Origin of the sequence: Streptomyces humidus (assembly GCF_014649655.1) — a bacterium.
GTDB classification, from domain to species: domain Bacteria; phylum Actinomycetota; class Actinomycetes; order Streptomycetales; family Streptomycetaceae; genus Streptomyces; species Streptomyces humidus.
Window position 1 is genome coordinate 1 of the sequence record NZ_BMTL01000068.1, and the last position, 21,314, is coordinate 21,314.

Consider the following 21,314-nt stretch of genomic DNA (forward strand, 5'->3'; position numbering starts at 1 on the left):
CGCAAGACCCTCGCCTGGAAGACCCCCGCCGAAGCCCTCAACGAGCACCTACTATCACTACAGGAAGCTGGTGTTGCGACGACCAGTTGAGTCCAAGTTGCGCTCCGTGATCGCTGTGGAATACGGCTCCGGCCAGGTTGCTGCGGGTCGCGGCGGCTGCTCTGAGCGCGTCGGCGACCAGCGAGGTGCGCATGTGGTTGGCGATCGACCAGCCCACCAGACGGCGTGAGAAGCAGTCGCTCACGGTCTCCAGATACAGAAACTCTCCGTCGCCTACCGGCAGGTAGGTGATGTCGCCGACGTACTTGGTGTTCGGTGCCGTGGCGGTGAAGTCGCGCCGGAACAGGTCCGGCACGGGCGTGGCGGACGGTTAGGGCACGGTGGTGATTTGGCGCTTGCGCAGCCGCAGCCCGGCGATGCCGTACTTGCGCATGACCCGTCCGACGCGCTTGTGGTTCACGCGCTCACTGCCGTCGCGCAGCTCGGCGGTGAGCCGGTGCCGACCGTAGGTGCCGTCCCACTCGGCGTGCACGGCCCTGATCCGCTCGGCGAGCGCGGCGTCCGCCCGCTCACGCGCGGCGCGGGCCTGGCGGCCAGCCCGCCATTTGTCGAAGCTGGAGCGGGCGACCTCCAGCAGGTGACACAACCGCTTCACGCCCCAGGCGCGGTGGTGGTCCTCAATGAACTTGAAGCGGTTCACCAGTTCATCTCGGCGGCGAAAAACTTCGTCGCCTTGCGCAGCGTCTCCTGGCTGATGCCCAGGTCCTTGCCGATGCCCTCGAAGGTGTGGCTCGGGTCCGACAGGTACAGCGCGACGGCGTCCGCCTTGAACTCGGGCGAGTAGACCTTCATCACCATAAGAGATCCCTCCTCCCCGGCTCCTGCCGGGGCCGGGCTCAGAGGTGTCCACCACCCGGGGACAGGTCCCCCCCCGCGTTGTCCCCTGGTTGGGGACAGGAACAGGGGCGTGTTCGTCCGTGCCTGCAGGGGATGAGGGCTTCTACGCGCCGGACTCTTCGGGGGCCGTATCGTCTTTTTTGCTCGCCCTGTGACTCTCGACTCTCCTGGTCGACGTCGGTGCGCCGCTCGTCGAGCCGCTTACTCAGCTCGGTGAGCCCGGCATCGAGCCGGCCGAGCCACCCTGGCACCACAGACATGGCCCGTCACATGGCCCGTTCCTCAGAACTGGGTGTCAGGAATGTGTACCTCCATCCCGGCCATGTCGGCTGTCACAGGGATTTGGCAGGTGAGGCGGCTGTTGGAGGTGCGTGATGCCGGTACGCCCTCGAGGATCATCTCCTCGTTTTCGTCAGCCGGAGCAAGGAGCGGCAGGTGCTTCTCGTCGATGTAGGCGTGACAGGTTCCGCAGGAAGCGCAGCCGCCGCAGTCGCCGATGATGCCGGGCACGAGATGGTCGAGTGCCGCTTGCTTGAGGCTCTGGCCGACGGCGGCCTCTACGGGGTGCGGTGTTCCGTCGGCCTCGATGAATCTGATCACTGGCACGTCAGGCACGCCTTTCTGCGGTGTATTGGTGTCGCTTCATCAGTTCGGACAGCGGGAGGTCTTCCAAGGCGGCTTCGTCCCCGGTCATGGCGGCCCGCGCCGTGACGAGTTGCCGGGCGGCCGTGAAATCCCGCGGCCGGTTGACCGCGTGCAGGCCGGTGATGATGCCGTTGCGCAGATACACCACGCTGAAGGAGTTCGATGACGGGTCGCCGCGGACGACTTCTGTGTCGCCGGTCTGCGGCAGGCCGGCCATCTGGATCTTGTGGTCGTACTGATCGGACCAGAACCAGGGCGCCGTGAAGCGCTCGGTCGGTTTTCCGCACAGGGTGCGGGCCGCGATTCTGGCCTGGTCGGTGGCGTTCTGAACGGATTCGAGGCGTACGCTGCGGCCGAGGAAACCGTTCCGCTGCCGTGTGCAGTCGCCGGCGGCGACGATGTCGGGGTCCTCGGTCCGGGCCACGGCGTCGACCAGGACACCGTCGTCGACGGCCAGCCCCGCGGTGGCGGCGAGGGTGTCGTTCGCAGCGATCCCCACGCCGGTCAGGATCAGGTCGGCTCTGACGACGGTGTCATCGCTGAGCTCCGCGAGGAGGGCTCCGTCGCGCCGGGCGACGCTGCGGACCCACACGCCTGTGCGCAGATCGACACCGTGATCGCGGTGCTCGCGTTCGACGAAGGCGGAGACGGCCGGTAGGCACGTCCGGGCCAGGACTCGCGGCTGGGCCTCTACGAGCGTCACCGCGATCCCCATGTCGGCCGCGGCGGCCGCCGTCTCCAGGCCGATGAATCCGCCGCCGACGATCAGCAGGGTGCCACCGGAGTGCAGTTGCTGCCGCAGCGCGATCGCGTCGTCGAGGGTGTGCAGAGTCCTGCCTGCGATGTGGCCGGAGCCGAATCGGACAGGACGCGGACTGCCACCGGTGGTGAGAGCCAGCTTGCCGTAGCGCAGCGTGCGCCCGTCGGCCAGGGCGACGGATCGTGTCCGGCGGTCGATCCCGACCGCGGCAGTGTCGAGTTCGACTTCGATGCCGGCGTTGGTGTAGGCGTTAAGAGCGCGAATCCGCAGTGCCTCCTGCTCGACTTTGCCGTGCAGGAACGCCTTGGACAGCGGCGGGCGCTGGTAGGGCAGGTGGGGTTCGGCCCCGACGAGCAGGATCCGGTCGCTGAAACCGTTCTGCCGCAGTGCCACGGCCAGTTCCGAGCCGGCCTGTCCCGCACCGACGATGACGACGGTGTTCACGGGTGCGCCCGTCGGATGGTGACCGGCAACGCCGTCAGCTGCCGCATCATGGTGTGGGCCGCCCATTCGTGATCGTCCCCGGCCAGTGCGATATCGACATCGGGCGCGGTCAGCGCGGTCACGGCGATCTCGGTGAGCATCCGGGCCACGTTCCTGCCTGGGCACAGGTGGGCACCGCCGCCGAAGGTCGCGCCGTGCTGGATTGGCCGGGTCAGCCGGTAGCTGTCGGGGTCGTCGAAGACCTCAGGATCGCGATTGGCCGCGGCCCACATCATGACGACCGGTGTGCCGGCGGGGACAAAGACGCCGTTGTACTCGAGGTCCTGCAGCGTCAGTCGCTGACTGAGCATCAGCGGGGACTCCAGACGTGTGCCCTCGTAGAAGGCACTGGTGACCAGCGCCGGGTCGGCACGGACTTGTTCCAGGGCCGTTTCGTCGCTCAGCATGCGGAAGACCACGTTCTCGATCGCCACACCGATCGTGTGGAAGCCGTCGAAGAAGTTCGAGGCCACCAGCGAGCCGATGTCCTTGGGCTTGCCTTCCATGTCGATCGTGGCGAGTTCGGCCGCCATGTCGTCGAGAAGCGCGTTGCCTCCGTCCGACCAGGCCTTCCGGACGGCTTCTCCGACGACGTCCATGTACGTCGCCGCTGCGGAGAACAGGCGCTGCGACTGCTCGGGCGTGCGGGTGAGCAGGAACGTCAGGCTCATCTCCTCCATGAGGTGCTGGACGTGCGCCGCCTGGTTGCTGCTCAGCCCGAGTTGCTCGGCCCAGAAGCGGGTGACGAACCGCCCGGCGAACTCCCGGGAGAAGTCGGTCCGGTCGCGCCCGGCGCACTCCTCGACAAGTTCCTGTGCGAGGCGTGCGGCGGAGGGGGCGAAACGGAGGATGTTCCGGGGCATCAGTTGCCGGACCAGGAGATTGCGGTACGGCTGATGCAGCGGAGGGTTGGAGGTGAACACCTGGTTTTGCAGGAACCTGCCGTACCCTTCGGTCTGTTCGGGATCCGGTTTGGTCACGGGCCCGGAGCCGAGATCCGCTTCGGTGGCCATCCACAGGACGATGTCCGCGGGCACGTTGCCCAGCGCCGGATTCGCGGCAAGCGTTCTGGCGTCTTTGTTGCGGAGCACGACGAGACTGTTCATCGGGCCCCGGAGAAAGTCGGTTCCTTCTCGGCCCCGCAACTCCCGTGCCGCTTCCACGAAGTCGCGTGAGAAATCGTCGAATGTGATGAAGTCCTCGATGGCGGGAAGATCTGCCACCGAAGTCAGCTGTGTGGAGGACATGGGTTTGACTCCCACCTTTCTGTAATGAGAGCTGTGGACAGGGCCGGGTCAGTCGCCCAGGACTCGTCGCAGGTATGCGTTGGTGAAGCGCCGGTCGGGATCGAGTCGGTCACGAGTTGCGGTGAATTCACCGAAGCGTGGATACGCCGCCGCGAAGTAGTCGGCGTCACGTGTGTGCAGCTTGCCCCAGTGCGGGCGTCCGCCGTGCGCGGTGAAGATGCGCTCCGCCGAGGCGAAGTACTCACCGAAGGGCATGCCCCGGTAGGTGTGGACGGCGATGTATCCGCTCTCCCGGCCCGACGCCGTGGAGAGGGTGATGTCGTCCGCGGGTGCCGTACGCACTTCGACGGGAAAGCTGATCCGCAGATCAGAACGGTCGACCATGGCCTTCACCTCGCGCAGGGCGTCGATCAGTGCCTCGCGCGGGAGGGCGTACTCCATCTCGATCATCTTCACGCGGCGTGGGGAGGTGAAGACCTTGTAGGGGATGTCCGTGTAGGTGCGGGCGGAAAGAGCCCGGCTCGACGCCCTCGCCATGGCCGGGACGGCGGCGGGCACGGCCCGCCCCAGCGAGTTGACGGCCTGGAAAACACCGTTGGAGAGAAACTCGTCCTCGAACCAGCCTCTGAACCGGCCCGTCGGGGCGAGCGGACCTGTGCTGCGGTTGTTGCGCAGGGTGTGGCAGTTGTCGGTGTGCGGGAACCAGTAGAACTCGAAGTGCTCGTTGGCCGCGTGGAGTTCGTCGAAGGTCGTGGTGACCCTGTCGAAGGTCATCGGTTCGTCGTGCGCGGTGAGAAGGAACAGCGGTTCCACGGCGAACGTGAGGGCACTGACGACCCCGAGCGCGCCCAGCCCGATGCGTGCAGCGGCGAACACGTCCGGGTTCTCCTTCTCGGAGCACGTGAGCAACGAGCCGTCCGCCGTCACCAGTTCAAGGCCGCGTATCTGGGCCGCGATCGCGGCCGAGCTGCGGCCCGTGCCATGGGTGCCCGTACTGGTCGCGCCGGCGACGGTCTGCTCCATGATGTCGCCCATGTTGGTGAGCGACAGGCCTTCCCGGGCCAGGGCGACGTTCAGGTCCCTGAGCCGTGTGCCCGCTTCCACGGTCACGGTTTTGGCCTCCCGGTCGATGGAGCGAATGCCCCTCAGGCGGTCAGGCCGTATCAGCACGCCCTCGGCCGCGGCAGCGGCGGTGAACGAGTGGCCGCTGCCGACGGGCTTCACCGGCAGGCCGTCCTCGGCGGCCTCGCGCACAACGGCGCAGAGCTCATCGACCGAGGCGGGTGCGACCTCCCTCACCGGGCGGGCCGTGACGTTCCCGGCCCAGTTCCGCCACACACTCCCCTTCGCGCGGTCCTTGCCCGCGTGCGCGCCGTAGCGGGTCGTTGCCATGTCCCTCTTCTCCCCTCGGTGAGCTGGGCGGTGGTGCCATGCGGTGAGCTGGGCGGTGGTGCCATGCGCGTGTCTAGCGGACGGAACGGATGCGGTAGACGAGGACCGCTCCGACGGCGGCGGCCGCACCTACGAGCGCGAAAAGAAGTGGGTAGCCGTGCTGTGAACTGATGATCGCTCCGGCGATCAGCGGGGCGATCGCCGGGGGAACGATGGCGCCGATGTTCATGATGCCGAGGTCCTTGGCCCGGCTCTCGGCGTCGGGGAGCACCTGTGTGATCAGAGCCTGGTCGACGGCCATGTACGCACCGAAGCCGCCGCCCATGAGAGCGGATGCCACCATCATGACGGTGAGGCTTGGGGCACTCGCCAGCAGGAAGCCGGAAGCAGCCTGGAGCAGCGCCGCCAGGGCGACGAAGATCCGTCGCCGGCCGAGGCGGTCGGACAGCACACCGGCGGCGGCGGTGGCCACAAGGCCGGCCAGGAGATAAAGAACGGTGCAGACCAGCAGGGTGCCGGCCGGATCGGGGACGTTGAGGCCGTCGCTGAGGAAGTAGAGCGTGTAACACGTGCCCAGCGAGTTCGCCAGATTGACCAGGAGCCGTCCGCCGAAGGCCCAGGCGAATTCCCGGTTCCTGAGCGAGCTGCCCATCGACGCGAGCAGTTCCGCGATGCTGAGCGGCGCCTCGACGGTGAAGGCGATGTCGCGATGGGCGGCCAGGAACGGCACCAGACAGACGATCAGCAAGGCCGCGATGACGGCGAACCCGGACATGGGGGAGAGTCCGAAGACCGACACGAGGGCGATGCCGACGACCACGCCGAAAGCCTGGGGACCGTAGATGGCGCTGGAGATCATGCCGCGCTGACCTTCGGGAACACGGTCGGCGATGATGGCGGTGAGCCCGGCGGTGGCTGCGCTGAGACCGATCATGCTGGCCGCCCACGCCACGACCACGCCGGCCACGGTGGTCTGCGCGCCGGTGACGATCAGCCCGGCGGCGAAGGCGACAGCGCCCGCCGTGAGCCAGAGTCTGCGCCGGCCGAAGCGGCTGCGGGAACGGTCGCACAGGGCACCGCACAGAGGCAGGGCGAAGAGTGCGACCAGCCCGGAGACACCGTTGACGACGGCGAAGTCGTAGACCTTCGAGGCCGGATCGATCGCCTCCAGCTGCTGGGGGAGCAGCAGCTGGAGGGGGACGAGGTTTGCCATCCAGAAGCCGAACCACACCAGGCCGTACAGACTGGCCCAGCGGCGCGAGACGGGTTCGACCGGTCCTTGGGCGGTGGCCGGGCTGAGGGGTCTGGCAAGGGCAGGAGCGGGTGGGTTGAAGTCGGGGAGCATCGGGCCTCCGGGAGAAGGTGGGCCGCGGATGGGGGAGAGGGGTCAGAGGAAGGCGTGTCCTTCACCCCGGTAGGTGGGGACCTGGCCGACGATGTCGCTGCCGGACACCAGGTGGAGGGTGTTCACCCGCTCGCACAGTTCGCCGGCTTTGGCGTGCCGGAACCACACGTGGTCGCCGAGGCGCAGCCCGTGAGCTGCCGGACCGAGCACCGGTGTCTGCACTTCCCCCGCTCCCTCCAGCGGGTTCATCCGCAGGCCCCGGGGCCAGCTGAGGGTGGGCAGGCGGTCGCGGCCGGGCGGGCCGGAGGCGACCCAACCGCCCCCGAGTACGGTGGCGATCCTGTCCGTGGGACGGCGTACGACCGGCATGACGAAGTAGGCGGCGGGCCGGGGACAAAAGCGCCGGTAGAAGTCGAACAACCCCGGTCCGTACAGGCCCGAACCGGCGCCGATCTCGGTGATGACGTGCTCGGCCGAGGTCTGCTCCACGGAGCCGGTGCCGCCGCCGTTGACGAACTCCAGCGGGGCGACGGTCTCGATCGCGGCGATCGCGGCGGCGCGCCGGTCGGCCAGTTCACGTGCCGACAGACGCTGCATGGCGCGCAGCGCGGCGCGCTTGAGAGGGGATCCGGGCTGGTTGTCCCCCATGCCGGCGATCTGTCCTTCGTAGGACATGACCCCGGCCAGGTGGAACCCCTGACGGCTCTGGATCGCCCGGGCAAGCGCGGACGCCTGCTGCGGGGTGTGCACGGGGGAGCGGTACGGGCCCAGGTGGATGCGCCCGCCGGCCAGTTCCAGGGAGGCGTCCAGATCGATGCACAGCCGCAGCCGGGGGCGGGCGGCACCGACGGCCTCGTCGATGAAGTCCAGCTGGGCGACGGAGTCGATCATGAGGGTGATACGTGAGGCCGCCCGCTCGTCCTTGGCCAGCTGCTGCAACGCGGTGCGGTCCGCGGTCGGGTAGCCGATGACCACGTCCTCGTGGTCCTCGGCCAGCCACAGGGCTTCGGGCAGGGTGAAGGCGAGAATGCCCCGGTAGCCCTGGCGCTTCAGGACGCGCTGGATCAGGTCGCGGCTGCGGACCGACTTGCTGGCCAGGCGGATCGTGGCGCGACCGCCCGTGCGGTGCACCAGATCGCTCGCGTTGGCGTCGAAGGCATCGACGTCCACCACGGCGAACGGCGGATCCAAGTGCTGGGTGGCCCGCTCCAGTTGGGCCATCCGGGCCCCGCTGAAGCCGGCCATGGCGGAGGCGGCCGATTTCACGTCCGGCCAGGACGCCACATGTGCGCTCACATCCGCACCCTTTCTCGGTAGTTCGGTGGACCGGCCCGGTAAGCGGCGGCCGGGAACCGCGTCAGACGGTCGAGCCGTCCGAAGGCCGCGCCGCATCGGACCGGTGACGGCCCGTGGGGGCGATGATCCGCTCTCGTTGCCTTCTTCCCTTGGCCTCGGCGAGCGGGATCACCCACCGCATCAGGCGGGGGAAGACGCCGGCGATCCGCTGGACACGTCCGCCCAGGGGAGGGAACACCACCTCGACCGGCTTGGAGACGATCGCGTCGACGACGGTCTTGGCGATCTCCCCCGGTGCGTAGGACTTCTCGGCGAAGGAGATGGCGCAAGCGGGGTCGGCCAGTTCCTGCTCAAGCATGTCCGTGCGCGTGGACGGAGGATGAATGATCGTGAAGTCCAGTGGCCCGTCACGTTCCTCCAGGGCCACGCTGTGGTGAAAGGCCCGCAGCCCGTGCTTCGAGCCGCAGTACGTCGCGTATCCGGGCAGCGGGAGGAACGACGTCATGCTGCAGACGGTGATGATGTGGCCGCGGCCCTGGGCGGTCATCCGCTCGATCGCCGTGCAGGTGCCGGTGATGGCGCCGAGCAGGTTGACCTCCAGGATGTCGCGGTGCTGTTGGGGGCCGAGGTCACGTGCGTGGCCGGTGTGGGTGATGCCGGCGTTGTTGACCAGCACGTCGACGGCTCCGAACGCGGCCTGCGTCGCGTCGAACGCTTTGACCCACGCCGCCGGATCCCGGATGTCCAGGACACAGCCGGCGGCCCGGCCGCCCAGACTGAGCGCCCTGGCCTGTACGGCCTGCTCGTTGACATCGGACAGCATCACGCGGTGACCGCGTGCGACCGCCAGCTGCGCGATCGCGGCCCCGATGCCGGAGGCCGCGCCGGTGACGAGAAGGACCCGGCTGTTTTCAGACACTTCTCTCATGGCCAACAGAGTCTCCTGGTCGAGTGTCCAAGTCAACTGTCCGACACGAGATGGCCCTCGGTCGTTACCGCGTGATTCACAGCCGGAGCATCTCGATGCGGCCGCCGTTCAGCTCTGCGGCACGGACGGGATCGTCGGTCGGCACGGTCGCCGCGAACAGGGTGCGCCCGTCCTGACCTGCGACCAGGCAGCTCAGGGTGTTCTGGCTCGTCGCCACCCGGTCGAGGACGCGGCCGCCCTCGGCCACACGCACGCATTCGCCGCGCAGTGCGTTCGCGATCCACATCGTCTCGCCGTCGCCGTGCCAGGCGATGCCGTCGGGCGCGATCGGTGAGGCGGAGCGCTTGGCGATGGCCGGGTGGTCCAGCAGCGCCGAGATCCTGCGGGTGATCCGGCCGAGAAACCCCGGATGGTTCACCGCGCGCCACAGGAACGGCGAGATCAGCGGGGCCCAGGGGCGCGGCTGTCCGAGCGTGCCGTCGGGGAGCACGGGGAAGGCGGTGAGCTTCATGGCCAGGGTTTCGGCCGCCACCATGGTCGTGCCGTCGGCCGTCAGGACGCACCCGTTGGGGAAGAGCACCGGCTCCGTCACCCCGAGCAGGGTCCCGTCCGCGGCCAGGCACGCGATCGGTGCCTTCGCCGGGCCGGGCGGCGCGTAGAGCATGGCGTTGGCGTGCTCGCGGGCGAACGCATGGTAGTCAAAGCCGAAGTTGCCCACGTACGCACGTCCGTGCGGGTCGACGAGCATGTCGTTGACCGGGCCGCCGACAAGGTGCCGTAGATCCGCGTGCTCGACGAGCTCGCCGTCTGTTTCCAGCCGGTACACGACGCCTCCGTCCATGGAGGCGACGAGCATGCGCCCGTCCGGGAGCCAGCCGAGTCCGCCGGCCCGGCCGGGAACCTTGAGGACCGTCTCGGCCTCTCCCGTGCCGTCCCAGCGGTGCACCGTGCCGTGTGCCAGGTCGGAGAACCACAGAGCTCCCTGATGCCAGCGCAGTGACTCGGGAACGCCGAAACCGCTCAGCGCGACCGATGTCGTCCGTTTCATTCCAGCCGCTCCTTGGTGACGGTCCTGGGGCGTGATGTCGCTGCCGCACAACAAGTTGGTCATCTGTACAAGACGCTTGACTTGCACGGGTGACCGTCTCATTCTGGGCAAACCGAAGTCAACGTTCCGGCAGGAGTTTTTCCGTGGCTCAGACTCGATCGCTCACGCCCGACGGCGCCCGGGCGGACGCACACATCGCAGTGGACAACCCGGCCACCGGAGCAGTGGTCGGCCACGTCGCAGACGCGTCGGCGCAGGACGTGGAGCAAGCGGTCGCACGAGCCCGGCAGGCACAGCCGGGCTGGGCCGAACTGAGCGCCCGAAGCCGTGCGGAATTCTTCACACGCGGCCGTCGGTGGCTGCTGACTCACCGGCAGGAGATCATCGACTCCATCGTCGCGGAGAACGGCAAGACCCAAGAGGACGCGATCGTCGAGATCGTCTACGGCGTCAGCGCCTTCGCCCACTGGGCCAAGCGCGCACGGCACTACCTCGCCGACACGAAGATCCGCTCGCTCTCACCGTTCGTACTCGGCCGCAGCATGTACACCCGGCGGGTCCCCCTCGGCGTGGTCGGAGTCATCGGACCCTGGAACAACCCGTTGATCAACTCCTTCGGTGACGCCATTCCGGCCCTGGCCGCCGGCAACGCGGTCGTCCTCAAACCTTCCGAGTACACACCGCTGACCGCGCTGCTCATGGAGAAGATGACCCGTGAGTGCGGCTGGCCCAAGGACGTCTTCCAGGTCGTGACCGGCGCCGGCGCCACCGGCCAGGCCCTGGTCGACACCGCCGACTTCGTGATGTTCACCGGATCCACGAAGACCGGCCGGGCCGTCGCCGCGCGGGCGGGCGAGCGGCTCGTCCCCTGCTCACTCGAACTCGGCGGCAAGGATGCCCTGATCGTGCTGGCCGATGCCTCGCTGGAGCGGGCGGTGAACGTCACCCTGCACGGCGCTCTGTGCAACGGGGGGCAGATGTGCACCTCGGTGGAGCGCGTCTACGTCGAGGAGCCGGTGTACGACGCGTTCGTCGCCAGGCTGCGCCGGCGGTTCGAGGAGGTCACCTCCGGCAGGTCGGCAGGGCTGGGCAGCACCGATGTGGGCGCCATGACCTTCCCGCCCCAGATGTCGATCGTCGAGGACCACGTCAAGGACGCCGTGGGCCGAGGAGCGCGCGTCCTCGTGGGGGGCCACACCGCCCCCGGCCCGGGCCGGTTCTTCGAACCCACGCTGCTCGTCGATGTCGACCACACGATGACATGCATGCGTGAGGAGACCTTCGGACCCACCCTGCCCGTGATGAAGGTCGCAAACGCCGAGGAGGCCGTCCGGCTCGTCAACGACAGCACCTACGGCCTGCAGGCCTCCATCATCAGCTCGAACATGAAGCGCGCCCGACACCTCGCGGAGCGTCTCGAGGCAGGCTGCGTCACCATCAACGACGCCCAGACCAACTACATGGCCTTCGGCCTGCCCATGGGCGGCTGGAAGGAATCGGGCCTCGGCGTACGGCACGGCGCCGAAGGAATCCGCAAGTACACCAGGCTCCAGGCCGTCAGCGTGAACCGCTTCCCGACCCGCCGCGACCTCCACATGCTCCCGTTCGACCCCTCGGCCTACCGGTCCATCCTGCGCCTGGTGGACCTCATGTACGGCAACCGCCTGCGCCGCCGGGGCAAGTAACCGCGCCATCGCCCACCCGATCACGAAAGGCCAGATCCCGATGACCACGACAGCCGCCGCCCCGCACATGTCCGTCGGCGCCATGCCCGAGGGCGTCACCCTGCCGCTGCCCCCGCAGAACCTGAGCGTCGAGGAGGAGCGTCAGGTCCGCAAGCAGGAACTCGCGGCCGCCTTCCGCCTGTTCGCCCGCTTCGGGTTCTCCGAAGGCGTGGCCGGACACATCACGGCCCGCGACCCGGAGAACCCCTCGGCCTTCTGGGTCAACCCCTTCGGGATGTCGTTCAGCCAGATCCGCGTCCGCGACCTGATCCTCGTCGACCATGACGGCAAGCTCCTTCAGGGCAAGCGCCCGGTCAACAACGCCGCGTTCTGCATCCACTCCGAGGTGCACCGGGCCCGGCCGGACGTGGTCGCGGCCGCACACACCCACTCCCTGCACGGCAAGGCCTTCTCCAGCCTCGGCGTCCCGCTCGAGCCGATCACCCAGGACGCCTGCGCCTTCTACGAGGACCACGGCATCTACTCCGACTACCGCGGCGTGGTGAACGACACCGAGGAAGGCCGGCGCATCGGTGAGGCGCTGGGCGAGGGCAAGGCCGTCGTTCTGCAGAACCACGGGCTGCTGACGGTCGGGTCCTCCGTCGCCGAGGCGGCCTGGTACTTCATCACCATGGAACGTTCCTGCCAGGCCCAGCTGCTGGCCATGGCCGCCGGTGAGCCGAAGCTCATCGATCCGGAGACGGCGCGGACGGTGCGCGACCAGATCTCCGGCCCCCTGCCGGGCTGGTTCCAGTTCCGCCCCCTGTGGGACCAGATCACCGCAGACCAGCCCGACCTGTTCGACTGACATGACGCGCTGACCCCAGGAAGCCACGTCGGGTGGGTACGGCTGCTGCGGCCGCCGCACCCACCCGACTTCCTGGTGCGGCCGCCATCCGATGAGGAGGCGGCCAGTGTCTATGAGCGTGCGCTCACCGGCGCCTCACCTCACGCGTCCTTGGCGGCGAGGCTCATGAGGTGCTCGCCGGTCAGGCGGAGCACCTCACGGGTGTTCTCGCTGTTGCGGTCGGCCAGCCAGCACAGCGTGACGCCGTCCAGCACCGCGTTGAGGTAGCGGGCCAGAACGGGAAGGGGCACCGTCCACGTGATGCCCGCGCTCTCGGCGGCTTCAGCCAGGAGCTGCTCGTGGACTTCCAGGTAATGCGCGTACTGCCGGCGAGCCAGATCCTCAAAGCCCTCCTGGCGCAACGCGTAGTGAGTGAGTTCGTACCCCACCTGATGCTCTCCCGGGCTGAGCTCGACCCCCTCCCAGAAGGTGTAGAGGCTCCTGGCGATGCGTGCGCCGAGGTCTCCCTCCCCTTCGAACACGTTCCGGGCCTTGGCCACGCCGCTGTCCGTGATGCGGGTGATGACCTCCTGCAGGAGTTCCTCACGTGAGTTGAAGCAGTAGTGGAAAACGCCCAGCGGCATCTTCGCCTCGTTGACGACAGCGCGTGTCGTGGTCTTGACGACTCCGTCGCGGACCATGACACGGAACGCCGCGGCGATGAGTTCTTCCCGTCGGTCCTTCGCTGCCATGCGAGACATTCGGTCCACCGTTTCATCAAGAGTGAAATGCTCACTCCATGCTAACCGGCGTCTTGGACGATCGACCAACTATGATTCGGTCGTCAGGCGACCCGATACGGTGGCGATGTCTCGCTGACGGGCCCCACGGGCTCGCTCCCCCGCCGTCGAGGAGGCGGCGGTACGCGCCGCCGAGCCTCGCGTGCGACGGCGCCGACCGTTCCGTGGCTCCGACAGGCACGTCGAAGAGGTCCCCGTGCCCACCCCCGGCGGCGGGGGAGGTGCAGGGCATGGAATGTGTCGGTGACGCCGATCCGTACGGGATCGTTCGTGATGCGCCGGACGGATACCCGGATCATGCGGCACGAGGTGTGGCGGATCGCGTTGCTCACGAGCTCCGAGGCGATGAGCGTGCCCGCCTCGGCCAACTCGGCTATGCCCCGGGTGCTGGCGCTCGTGCCGCCCTCCCTGCCCGGCCGCGAGACGGCGCCGTCCGTGCTAGGTGTACTGACCCGTGAGGTTGGGGACGCGGCTGGCGGGTGGTTGCCCTTTCAGCGCGGTGTGTCCGCGGTGGTGATTGTAGGTGTGGAGCCAGCCGGGGAAGGCGTCGCGTCGTTCCTGCTCCGAGCGGTAGGGGCGGGCGTAGGCCCACTCGTCCAGCAGCGTGCGGTTGAAGCGTTCGACCTTGCCATTGGTCTGGGGCCGGTAGGGCCGGGTGCGCTTGTGCGTGATCCCGGCCCGGGCCAGCTCGTCTCGCCAGTCGTGTGAGCGGTAGCAGGCGCCGTTGTCGGTCAGGACCCGCTCGACGGTGATCCCGCACTCGGCGAAGAAAGCGTGGGCCCGCTTCCAGAAGCTGGTGGCTGTCTCCTTCTTCTCGTCGGTGTGGATCTCGCTGTAGGCCAGGCGGGAGTGGTCGTCGACGGCGGTGTGCAAGTAGCTGTAGCCGACGTTCGAGCGGGTCTTTCGGCCTGTCTGCCGGCCCAGGACCTTGTGTCCGCCGCCGTCGGGGATGTTGCCGAGTTTCTTGATGTCGACGTGGACCAGTTCGCCTGGCCGTTGGCGTTCGTAGCGGCGTATGACACGGCCGGTTGCCCGGTCCAGATGCGTGAGGCGGGCCAGGCCGTAGCGGGTCAGCACGCGGTGCACGGTCGAGGGCACCAGCCGCAGCAGGCCCGCGATGCGGGCTGGTCCCCAGCGGCGCAGGACACGAACCTTGATGATCCGACGCTCGGTGCGGGTGCGGGTGCGGGTGCGGGTGCGGCCCCGGGGCAACAGGGGCTGAGACGCGCGCCGAATCCGGACCTTGAGGAGACGTCGGCGCGCGGCTTGGTCCGCCATCGCCGACCCGCCTGACACCATCCGGGCACTCGCTGGGGAGGGAACGGGCACAGGCTCATTCCTCTTCTGCGGCTCATCCGTGTAGCCATCGGACGGCGGTGAGCACTGGGTACGTGGAGCTCTGGGCACCACTGACCCTGTGCTCCGATCGTCCGGGCCCCCGCTCAGCACGTAGGGCAGACGCTCAAGGGGTGAGCACGAACCGGATCGGGTCGCCGATCTTCTTCTCCAGCCGGCTGACGGCGTCGGCGGCTTCGGCCAGCGGGATGTGGGCGGTGATGGAGGGGGCCAGGTCGAGCCGGCCGGTGGAAGCCAGGCCGATGAGCTGGGTCACGTGTTCAGGTCCGGAGCCGTAGTGGCCACGGATCTGGTTGCCGCGGAAGCAGAACTCTGTGCTGTCGGTGACGGTGAGGGGCTTGGGGGTGAGTCCAGCCAGTACCAGCACCCCGCCGGGGCCCAGGACGGCTGCGGCCTGCTCACGGACCACGGGGACGCCGGCGAAGTCGAAGGCGGCGTCCAGGCCACGGCCACCAGTGGCGAGGTCCACGGCAGCGGCGAAGTCCGCCGCGGCAGGGTCGAGCGTGAAGTCGGCGCCGAAGGCGAGGGCGCGCTCGCGGGCCTTCGGCAGCGGGTCGATGGCGATGACGGGGGTTGCCCCGGCCAGGCGGGCGAGCCGGATGCCGTGCGCGCCCAGGCCGCCCGCGCCCCAGATGCCGACGGCCTGCGCCGGGCGGACAGCACCCGTCTCGACAATCGCGGCGTAGGGGGTGGAGACCGCGTCGGGGATGATCGCGGCCTGGTCGAACGGCAAGTGGTCGGGGATCGGGGCGAGCGTGTCCTCGCGGGCGATCGCGTACTCGGCCCAGCCGCCGTCGTAGTCGACTCCACGGGTCAGCGGCATCCGGCACGATGAGCGCCGCATGCAGTCGTCGCACTGGCCGCACGCCTGCCCAGCCTGCAGAGCGACACGCATGCCGGGGGCCCAATCGCCCATCAGGTCCGGGCCGAGGGTGTGGACAACGCCCGCGACCTCGTGCCCGAGGGTGACCGCACGCGAGCGGACCACCTCGTCAACAGGGAAGGACGAGCTGAGGCTACCGTCGATCAAGTGGACGTCGGACAGACAGACTCCGGCGGCCCTGACTTCGACCAGCACCTCTCCAGGGCCGGGAACGGGGATGGCCACCTCCTCCACTGCAAACGTCTGAGTGTCCAGGTGGAGACGTCCGGCGAGCATGGTGGGCATGGTGTGACCTCGATTTCTTGGATGTCGATGGGCAGGGCCGCGAGGTCGCCATGACCCCGGTAACGCACTGGGGAAGGCAGGCCTTGGTGATCACGGGTCTGCCTTTGTGCCCGCAGGACGCGGCGGCATGAAGCCAACATACAGCCGACATTGTCATACGACAATGTCGTTTGATTAAGTTGGTCGACTCGCTTTGCGTGAACGCTTCCCCTTCCGGGCAAGCCGGAGTGTCGCCGGCGAGCCGCCGGACGCCGGCATCCAGCGAGGCGACCACCTGCGTCCGCGCCTCCCCGATGCCGGGGAGGCCGATCGGCTCTCGCACCGACGGCCCTGTCAGCGCACGCCTGCCCTCAGGCGCGATAGAGCCCCGTACCGTCCCAGGGAGTTGGCCGGCTGTCCTCGTCACCGCCTCACCGTCTGGGCACCACACCTACCTGCACCGAAAGTGGGCACCAGCCACCTGACTCGTGCTGCTTGCTGCCGGCATCACCGGCCGAGCCGATATGTCCCGGACACCGGCGGGCCAGGCTCCGGCGGCGGGGACACCAGCACCACATACTCGGTGCCCGTCGAACTGGTCGTGGTCCGCAGGCGGCCGTTCAGCGGCATGACCCATCGCGATCGTCAGTGCGGGTTCAGGGCGAGTGGGACCGCACGACATTTCCGACCTTGACGTGCACTTTCACCCCCCCGATCCGCCGCGCCGCCGCTCCGGCGATCTCCCCGGTTCGTACGTGCGCAGCAGTTCGTTCAGTGAGCGCTCCAACTGGGTTCGGCGCGTGGATGTCGGCTGGGACGTGGGCGCGGGCACGCACTTCCGGCGCGGCTTGGTGGGCTGTGCTGGTCGGTACGCCGACGAGGCGGCGGAGCAGCGTGGAGACGACTTCCCGGCCGGTGCCGCGACCAGCTGGGCAGCGGACTGCTCGGGCGATGTCGGGTGGGCTCGGCGGAACTGGCCGAGTCGCAGTTCAACCGCGGCAAGTCGTCCTACTTTGATTCGGCGCGCCGGCATCTGGAGGCAAACGCGGGCACGGTCGTGCTGGACGAGCAGGAACTGGCCGCCACCCAGTTCTTGGGCATGATCTCCAACTACGTGTTCCTACCGCGCTGGACCCTGGACCGCGGCCATCGAGCATGTCGTCGACGAGGCCCGTGGCCGTGATGGAGGCCCGGTACGCGCCGGCCCGCGGCTGACACCGCCCGGTCGGCTTCTCGGGCCGACTCCGCCCATCGTCACGGGCCAGGGACGCAGCTCCCGCCGTCCCGTCCGGGAGGAGGAAGCGGAGACGGGAGCGGGCCGGGTTCAGCGGTCGGCCAGGGACCGGATCTCGTCGGCGATCAGTTCGGGGTCCTCTTCGGCCATGGAGTGGCCGCAGGGGGCTGTGCGGTGGCGAAGGTCGCCGGCCCAGGCGTTCTGGCACGGCCGCCGCGGACGCGGCGAGGTAGTGGCAGCGGACGTCGGCGGGGATCGCGTCCGGCGCCTTGGTCCAGGCGTCGAGGAAGTGTACGAAGAAGGCTCGGTGGACGCCTGGATCATCTGGGCGAGGCGCACGACGTCCCCGGCCGTGGTCCGCTTGGAGTAGGTTTCCGGGTCGCTGTCGGCGGGCTTGGCGCTGGCGCCGTAGCCGCGCAGGTCGGGACATATGACGGTGTGGTCGGCGGCCTCGTGCCGCCACATCGGCTGCGTCTGCGGAAAACCGTGGAGCAGCACGACCGGGCTGCCGGAGCCGCCCACGGCGGCGTTCAGCCTGCGCCGCCGCGCCCCCACCCACTTCGCCGGCGTGCCGGCCGCTCGCGCTCAGGCGGCTGCCGCGCTGGGGGCCGGCGCAATCCTGGTTCTCGCAGGGCTCACTCCGGAGTCGATCGTCGTCCATGACAGCACCGGGTCCGGTTTCCGGGGCAACCAGATCCGCGGCCACTACGGCTCCGGGTTCGAGCACGTGGAACAGCTCATCGGCCTGGCCTCCGCCGGACGGATCGATCTGGCCCCGTCCGTCGCTGCGCACATCCCGCTGGCCGAGGCCGCCGACGCCGTCACCCGGCTGGGGAAGAAGATCGGCGGCCCGATCCGGTTTGTTCTCACCCCCTGATGCCCGCTGACGCCGGCCCAGGGCCACGGCTCGATCGAACGGGTCTGGACATCGACGCGGTCTGGCAAAGGTCTGAGAAGGCCCTCCGGCGACGGTGGAGTCGCGGGAGGGGCTTCGTGCCTTGTGGCGGGCCGGTGGGTGGAGAGGTGTTTCCCCCGGCCTTGGTCCGGCCTGACGTTTCAAGGCCTCCGAATGTTCCCTCAGTCGACCGTGTCAGGTGCCACAATCGAGCGACATTGTCGGACGACAATGTCGTGTGTATGGTTCTGGCCAGCGACAGCCTGCGCGGAACGAAAGGCAAGCTCATGACTCACGAGACCCTGCGTGGAACCGAACCGATTCCCCAGCGTCCCGCCCTGCCCCTGGTCGGCCACGCGTTCGACATCCCCAGCGGTGCCGACGGTCTGCTCTATGTGATGAAGGAGGCCAGGGAGCTGGGGCCGCTGTTCAAGCTCCGCGTCTTCGGCGACGAGATCAACTTCGCCTCCGGCCTCGACCTGGTCACCGAGCTGGCGGACGAGAGCCGGTTCCGCAAGAACGTGCACCCCGACCTCGTGATCCTCCGGGGCATCGGTGGCGACGGGCTGTTCACCGCGTTCAACGACGAGCCCAACTGGCGCAAGGCGCACGACGTGCTGATGCCGGCCTTCTCGCTCGGCGCGATGCGCGGTTATCACGCGACGATGCTCCAGGTGGCCCGGGAGCTGATCGGGAAGTGGGACCGGGCGGCGGGTTCGGAGCCCGTGGACGTCGCCGACGACATGACACGGCTGACGCTCGACACGATCGGCCTGTGCGGCTTCGGCTACGACTTCGAGTCCTTCAGCCGCGACGAGCCGCACCCCTTCGTCACCGCCCTGTCGCGGGCGCTCGGCTTCGCCCAGGACAAGGGGGAGTCGATCCCGGGCGCGGAGCTGTTCAAGTGGAAGCAGGCGGAGCAGTTCCGCGAGGACGTGGCCTTGATGGAGGGCCTGGTCGACGAGGTGATCCGGCAGCGCCGGGCGTCCGGAGACACCAGCACCGACGACCTGCTCGGGCGGATGCTGCACACCCGTGACGCGGTGACGGGCGAGCCGCTGGACGACGTCAACATCCGCTACCAGGCGATCACGTTCCTCATCGCCGGCCACGAGACCACCAGCGGGGCCCTGTCGTTCGCCCTCTACTACCTGACCAAGCACCCCGAGGTCCTCGCCCGGGCCCAGGCCGAGGTCGACGCCCTGTGGGGCGACTCGGACGCCCCCGAGCCCGACTACGGCGACATCGGGAAGCTGACGTACATCCGCCAGGTCCTCAACGAGAGTCTGCGGCTGTGGCCGACGGCGCCCGCCTTCGCGGTGGAGCCGCTGGAGGACACGGTCATCGGCGGGAAGTACGCCGTGCGCAAGGGCGAGTCGATCCAGATCCTCATCCCCCAGCTGCACCGCGACCCCGCCTGGGGCGAGAACGTCGAGCTGTTCGACCCCGACCGGTTCCTGCCCGAGCGGGAGGAGGAGCGCCCGGTCCATCTGTTCAAGCCGTTCGGCAACGGCGAACGCGCCTGCATCGGCCGCCAGTTCGCTCTGCACGAGGCCACCCTGGTCCTCGCGCTGGTCATCCACCGCTACCGCCTGATCGACCACACCAACTACCAGCTGAAGATCAAGCAGTCCCTCACCCTCAAGCCCGACGAGTTCACGCTGAACCTGGCCCGGCGCAGCAGCGGGGAGCGGCGCCTGCCCGCCGCCGTGGCCCTCGCCGCGGGCAGCGCTCCCGCCGACCGGGACCGGCCCGCCGTCCGGCGCGCCACGGGGACCGCGCTGACTCTGCTGCACGGCTCCAACCTGGGTACCTGCGCGGGCATCGCCAGCGACCTGGCCGAGGACGGCGACGAGCGCGGGTTCACCCCGTCTGTTGCGTCCCTCAACGACGCCGTGGGCAAGCTTTCAGCGGGTGGCGGGCCGGTGGTGATCGTGGCGGCTTCCTACAACGGCCGCCCCACCGACGACGCCACGGAGTTCGTCGCCTGGCTGGAGGGGCTGGAGCCCGGTGCGCTCGACGGCCTGCGGTACGCCGTACTCGGTGTTGGCGACCGCAACTGGGCCGCCACCTACCAGCGTGTCCCCACCCTCATCGACGAGCGGCTTGCCGCGGCGGGCGCCACCTCACTGCTGGAGCGCGGCGCCGCGGACGCCGCCGGTGACTTCGCCGGCACCGTCGACCGCTGGACCGGCGAGTTGTGGACCGCCCTGCTGGAGCAGTACGGGACCGCCGCAGACATACAGGAGACCGAGCCGGCCGCCGACCAGGAGACGGGCCTGTACGAGCTGCAGGACACCACCGACTCGGTCATCGGCGGGCTCGCGGCACGGCACGGCGTGCAGCCGATGGAGGTGCTCGACGCCTACGAACTGGTCGACATGGAGCATGAGCTGGGCCGCTCCAAGCGTTTCCTCAAGCTGCGGCTGCCCGAGGGCGTCACCTACCGCACCGGCGACCACATCGCCGTCCTGCCGAGCAACCCGCACGACCTCGTCCAGCGGGTGGCCGACCGCTTCGGCCTCGATCTGGACCGCACCGTGCGACTGCGTGCCCGCCGCCGCAGCCGGGGCGCCCTGCCCGTCGACCGGCCGCTGACCGTGCGCCGCCTGCTGACCGACTTCGTGGAACTGCAGGATGCCGCCACCCGGGAGCAGGTCGCCGTGCTCGCCGAGCACACCGCCTGCCCGCCCGAGAAGCGCCCCCTGGCCGAACTCGCCGCGGCGGACCCGGAGGCCTTCCGCGAGCGGGTGACCGCCGCCGGACACAGTGTCCTGGACCTGCTGGAGCGCTATCGGGCCTGCGAGCTGCCCTTCGAACGCTTCCTGGAACTGCTGCCCGTGCTGCGCCCGCGCCACTACTCGATCTCCTCGTCCGCCGCGGCGGCACCCGGCGAGGTCGATCTGATGGTGTCGCTGCTCGCCGCGCCCCACCGCGGCGGCGAGGGCACGTTCCACGGCATCGGCTCGCACTACCTCCAGACCGTCAACGCCGGCGACATCCTCCAGGCCCGGGTGCTGCCGTGCAGTGAGTCCTTCCGCCTGCCGCAAGACGAGTCGGTGCCGGTGATCCTGGTCAGCGCGGGCACCGGTCTGGCGCCCTTCCGCGGCGCGGTCCTCGACCGCCACCACACCCGGTCGACCGGCACCCTGCTGTGCTACTTCGGCTGCGACCACCCCGACGTCGACTACCTGCACCGCGAGGAGTTCGAGGCGGCCGAGGCGGCCGGAGCCGTGTGGATTCCCGGCCCTGATCTGGTGCGCTTCGGGATGTGAGCTGGGCACACGTGGTCAAGCTGGATAGTCCGGACCGAAGTGCGCGTGGTACCTG

15 protein-coding genes and 3 pseudogenes are annotated in these 21,314 nt (G+C 69.0%); 5 read left to right on the forward strand and 13 right to left on the reverse strand.

The window, feature by feature from the left end:
• Nucleotides 1-97: 97 nt before the first annotated feature.
• The 9 genes and pseudogenes from IE239_RS40080 to IE239_RS40120 all read right to left on the reverse strand — a co-directional run.
• Nucleotides 98-858: pseudogene (locus tag IE239_RS40080) on the reverse strand (IS3 family transposase); the annotation flags it as partial.
• Between the two features lie 321 nt (nucleotides 859-1,179).
• On the reverse strand, nucleotides 1,180-1,503 hold the full coding sequence (locus IE239_RS40085) for a 2Fe-2S iron-sulfur cluster-binding protein (protein ID WP_190154384.1): 324 nt from the start codon (nucleotides 1,501-1,503) through the stop codon (nucleotides 1,180-1,182).
• Between the two features lies 1 nt (nucleotide 1,504).
• Nucleotides 1,505-2,746, reverse strand: coding sequence for an NAD(P)/FAD-dependent oxidoreductase (locus IE239_RS40090; RefSeq protein ID WP_190154385.1), 1,242 nt, complete (start codon nucleotides 2,744-2,746; stop codon nucleotides 1,505-1,507).
• On the reverse strand, nucleotides 2,743-3,876 hold the full coding sequence (locus tag IE239_RS40095; protein ID WP_190154386.1) for a cytochrome P450: 1,134 nt from the start codon (nucleotides 3,874-3,876) through the stop codon (nucleotides 2,743-2,745). The genes IE239_RS40090 and IE239_RS40095 overlap by 4 nt, the downstream gene beginning before the upstream one ends.
• A 204-nt stretch (nucleotides 3,877-4,080) precedes the next feature.
• A complete protein-coding gene (locus IE239_RS40100) occupies nucleotides 4,081-5,424 on the reverse strand; it encodes a D-arabinono-1,4-lactone oxidase (protein WP_190154387.1) in 1,344 nt (447 codons plus the stop codon).
• A gap of 73 nt (nucleotides 5,425-5,497) precedes the next feature.
• On the reverse strand, nucleotides 5,498-6,769 hold the full coding sequence (locus IE239_RS40105; RefSeq protein ID WP_190154388.1) for an MFS transporter: 1,272 nt from the start codon (nucleotides 6,767-6,769) through the stop codon (nucleotides 5,498-5,500).
• 42 nt (nucleotides 6,770-6,811) lie between these two features.
• The gene (locus tag IE239_RS40110) at nucleotides 6,812-8,014 is read right to left on the reverse strand and encodes an amino acid deaminase/aldolase (RefSeq protein WP_190154395.1); all 1,203 of its coding nucleotides are present in this window, start codon (nucleotides 8,012-8,014) and stop codon (nucleotides 6,812-6,814) included.
• A 112-nt stretch (nucleotides 8,015-8,126) separates the two neighbouring features.
• Nucleotides 8,127-8,993: an SDR family NAD(P)-dependent oxidoreductase gene (locus tag IE239_RS40115; protein WP_190154389.1), complete on the reverse strand. Its 867-nt coding sequence runs from the start codon at nucleotides 8,991-8,993 to the stop codon at nucleotides 8,127-8,129.
• Between the two features lie 76 nt (nucleotides 8,994-9,069).
• Nucleotides 9,070-10,041 carry an SMP-30/gluconolactonase/LRE family protein gene (locus tag IE239_RS40120; RefSeq protein ID WP_190154390.1) on the reverse strand — a complete coding sequence of 324 codons (972 nt, stop codon included), beginning with the start codon at nucleotides 10,039-10,041 and terminating at the stop codon, nucleotides 9,070-9,072.
• Nucleotides 10,042-10,184: 143 nt separating this feature from the next.
• On the opposite strand from IE239_RS40120, the gene IE239_RS40125 reads away from it, so the two are divergent.
• Together IE239_RS40125 and IE239_RS40130 are read left to right on the forward strand one after the other, a co-directional pair.
• Nucleotides 10,185-11,726, forward strand: coding sequence for an aldehyde dehydrogenase family protein (locus IE239_RS40125; RefSeq protein WP_190154391.1), 1,542 nt, complete (start codon nucleotides 10,185-10,187; stop codon nucleotides 11,724-11,726).
• Between the two features lie 40 nt (nucleotides 11,727-11,766).
• Nucleotides 11,767-12,573: a class II aldolase/adducin family protein gene (locus IE239_RS40130; protein ID WP_190154392.1), complete on the forward strand. Its 807-nt coding sequence runs from the start codon at nucleotides 11,767-11,769 to the stop codon at nucleotides 12,571-12,573.
• 140 nt (nucleotides 12,574-12,713) lie between these two features.
• Here IE239_RS40130 and IE239_RS40135 read toward each other — a convergent pair whose 3' ends face one another.
• The 3 genes and pseudogenes from IE239_RS40135 to IE239_RS40145 form a co-directional block, all read right to left on the reverse strand.
• The gene (locus tag IE239_RS40135; protein ID WP_190154393.1) at nucleotides 12,714-13,304 is read right to left on the reverse strand and encodes a TetR/AcrR family transcriptional regulator; all 591 of its coding nucleotides are present in this window, start codon (nucleotides 13,302-13,304) and stop codon (nucleotides 12,714-12,716) included.
• 486 nt (nucleotides 13,305-13,790) lie between these two features.
• Nucleotides 13,791-14,582, reverse strand: a pseudogene (locus tag IE239_RS40140) (IS481 family transposase); the annotation flags it as partial.
• A 232-nt stretch (nucleotides 14,583-14,814) separates the two neighbouring features.
• A complete protein-coding gene (locus IE239_RS40145; protein ID WP_190154394.1) occupies nucleotides 14,815-15,876 on the reverse strand; it encodes a zinc-binding dehydrogenase in 1,062 nt (353 codons plus the stop codon).
• Nucleotides 15,877-16,813: 937 nt separating this feature from the next.
• On the opposite strand from IE239_RS40145, the gene IE239_RS42815 reads away from it, so the two are divergent.
• On the forward strand, nucleotides 16,814-17,038 hold the full coding sequence (locus IE239_RS42815) for a TetR/AcrR family transcriptional regulator C-terminal domain-containing protein (RefSeq protein ID WP_229878755.1): 225 nt from the start codon (nucleotides 16,814-16,816) through the stop codon (nucleotides 17,036-17,038).
• A gap of 141 nt (nucleotides 17,039-17,179) precedes the next feature.
• Here IE239_RS42815 and IE239_RS40155 read toward each other — a convergent pair.
• A pseudogene (locus tag IE239_RS40155) lies at nucleotides 17,180-17,623 on the reverse strand (alpha/beta fold hydrolase).
• Between IE239_RS40155 and IE239_RS40160 the strand changes: the two are divergent.
• Complete coding sequence (locus tag IE239_RS40160) at nucleotides 17,520-17,966, forward strand: MDR/zinc-dependent alcohol dehydrogenase-like family protein (RefSeq protein ID WP_229878757.1); 447 nt, start codon at nucleotides 17,520-17,522, stop codon at nucleotides 17,964-17,966. The pseudogene IE239_RS40155 and the gene IE239_RS40160 sit on opposite strands and share 104 nt — an antisense overlap.
• Nucleotides 17,967-18,271: 305 nt before the next feature.
• The gene (locus IE239_RS40165) at nucleotides 18,272-21,259 is read left to right on the forward strand and encodes a cytochrome P450 (RefSeq protein ID WP_229878756.1); all 2,988 of its coding nucleotides are present in this window, start codon (nucleotides 18,272-18,274) and stop codon (nucleotides 21,257-21,259) included.
• The last annotated feature ends 55 nt before the right edge of the window (nucleotides 21,260-21,314 follow it).

Excerpts from the sequence above, each read along its gene's own strand:
- IE239_RS40100 (WP_190154387.1), bottom strand. The coding sequence starts at position 5,424 with ATGGCAACGACCCGCTACGGCGCGCACGCGGGCAAGGACCGCGCGAAG.
- IE239_RS40105 (WP_190154388.1), bottom strand. The coding sequence starts at position 6,769 with ATGCTCCCCGACTTCAACCCACCCGCTCCTGCCCTTGCCAGACCCCTC.
- IE239_RS40110 (WP_190154395.1), bottom strand. The coding sequence starts at position 8,014 with ATGGCCGGCTTCAGCGGGGCCCGGATGGCCCAACTGGAGCGGGCCACC.
- IE239_RS40115 (WP_190154389.1), bottom strand. The coding sequence starts at position 8,993 with ATGAGAGAAGTGTCTGAAAACAGCCGGGTCCTTCTCGTCACCGGCGCG.
- IE239_RS40120 (WP_190154390.1), bottom strand. The coding sequence starts at position 10,041 with ATGAAACGGACGACATCGGTCGCGCTGAGCGGTTTCGGCGTTCCCGAG.
- IE239_RS40130 (WP_190154392.1), top strand. The coding sequence starts at position 11,767 with ATGACCACGACAGCCGCCGCCCCGCACATGTCCGTCGGCGCCATGCCC.
- IE239_RS40135 (WP_190154393.1), bottom strand. The coding sequence starts at position 13,304 with ATGGCAGCGAAGGACCGACGGGAAGAACTCATCGCCGCGGCGTTCCGT.
- IE239_RS40145 (WP_190154394.1), bottom strand. The coding sequence starts at position 15,876 with ATGCCCACCATGCTCGCCGGACGTCTCCACCTGGACACTCAGACGTTT.
- IE239_RS40160 (WP_229878757.1), top strand. The coding sequence starts at position 17,520 with ATGACGGTGTGGTCGGCGGCCTCGTGCCGCCACATCGGCTGCGTCTGC.
- IE239_RS40165 (WP_229878756.1), top strand. The coding sequence starts at position 18,272 with ATGACTCACGAGACCCTGCGTGGAACCGAACCGATTCCCCAGCGTCCC.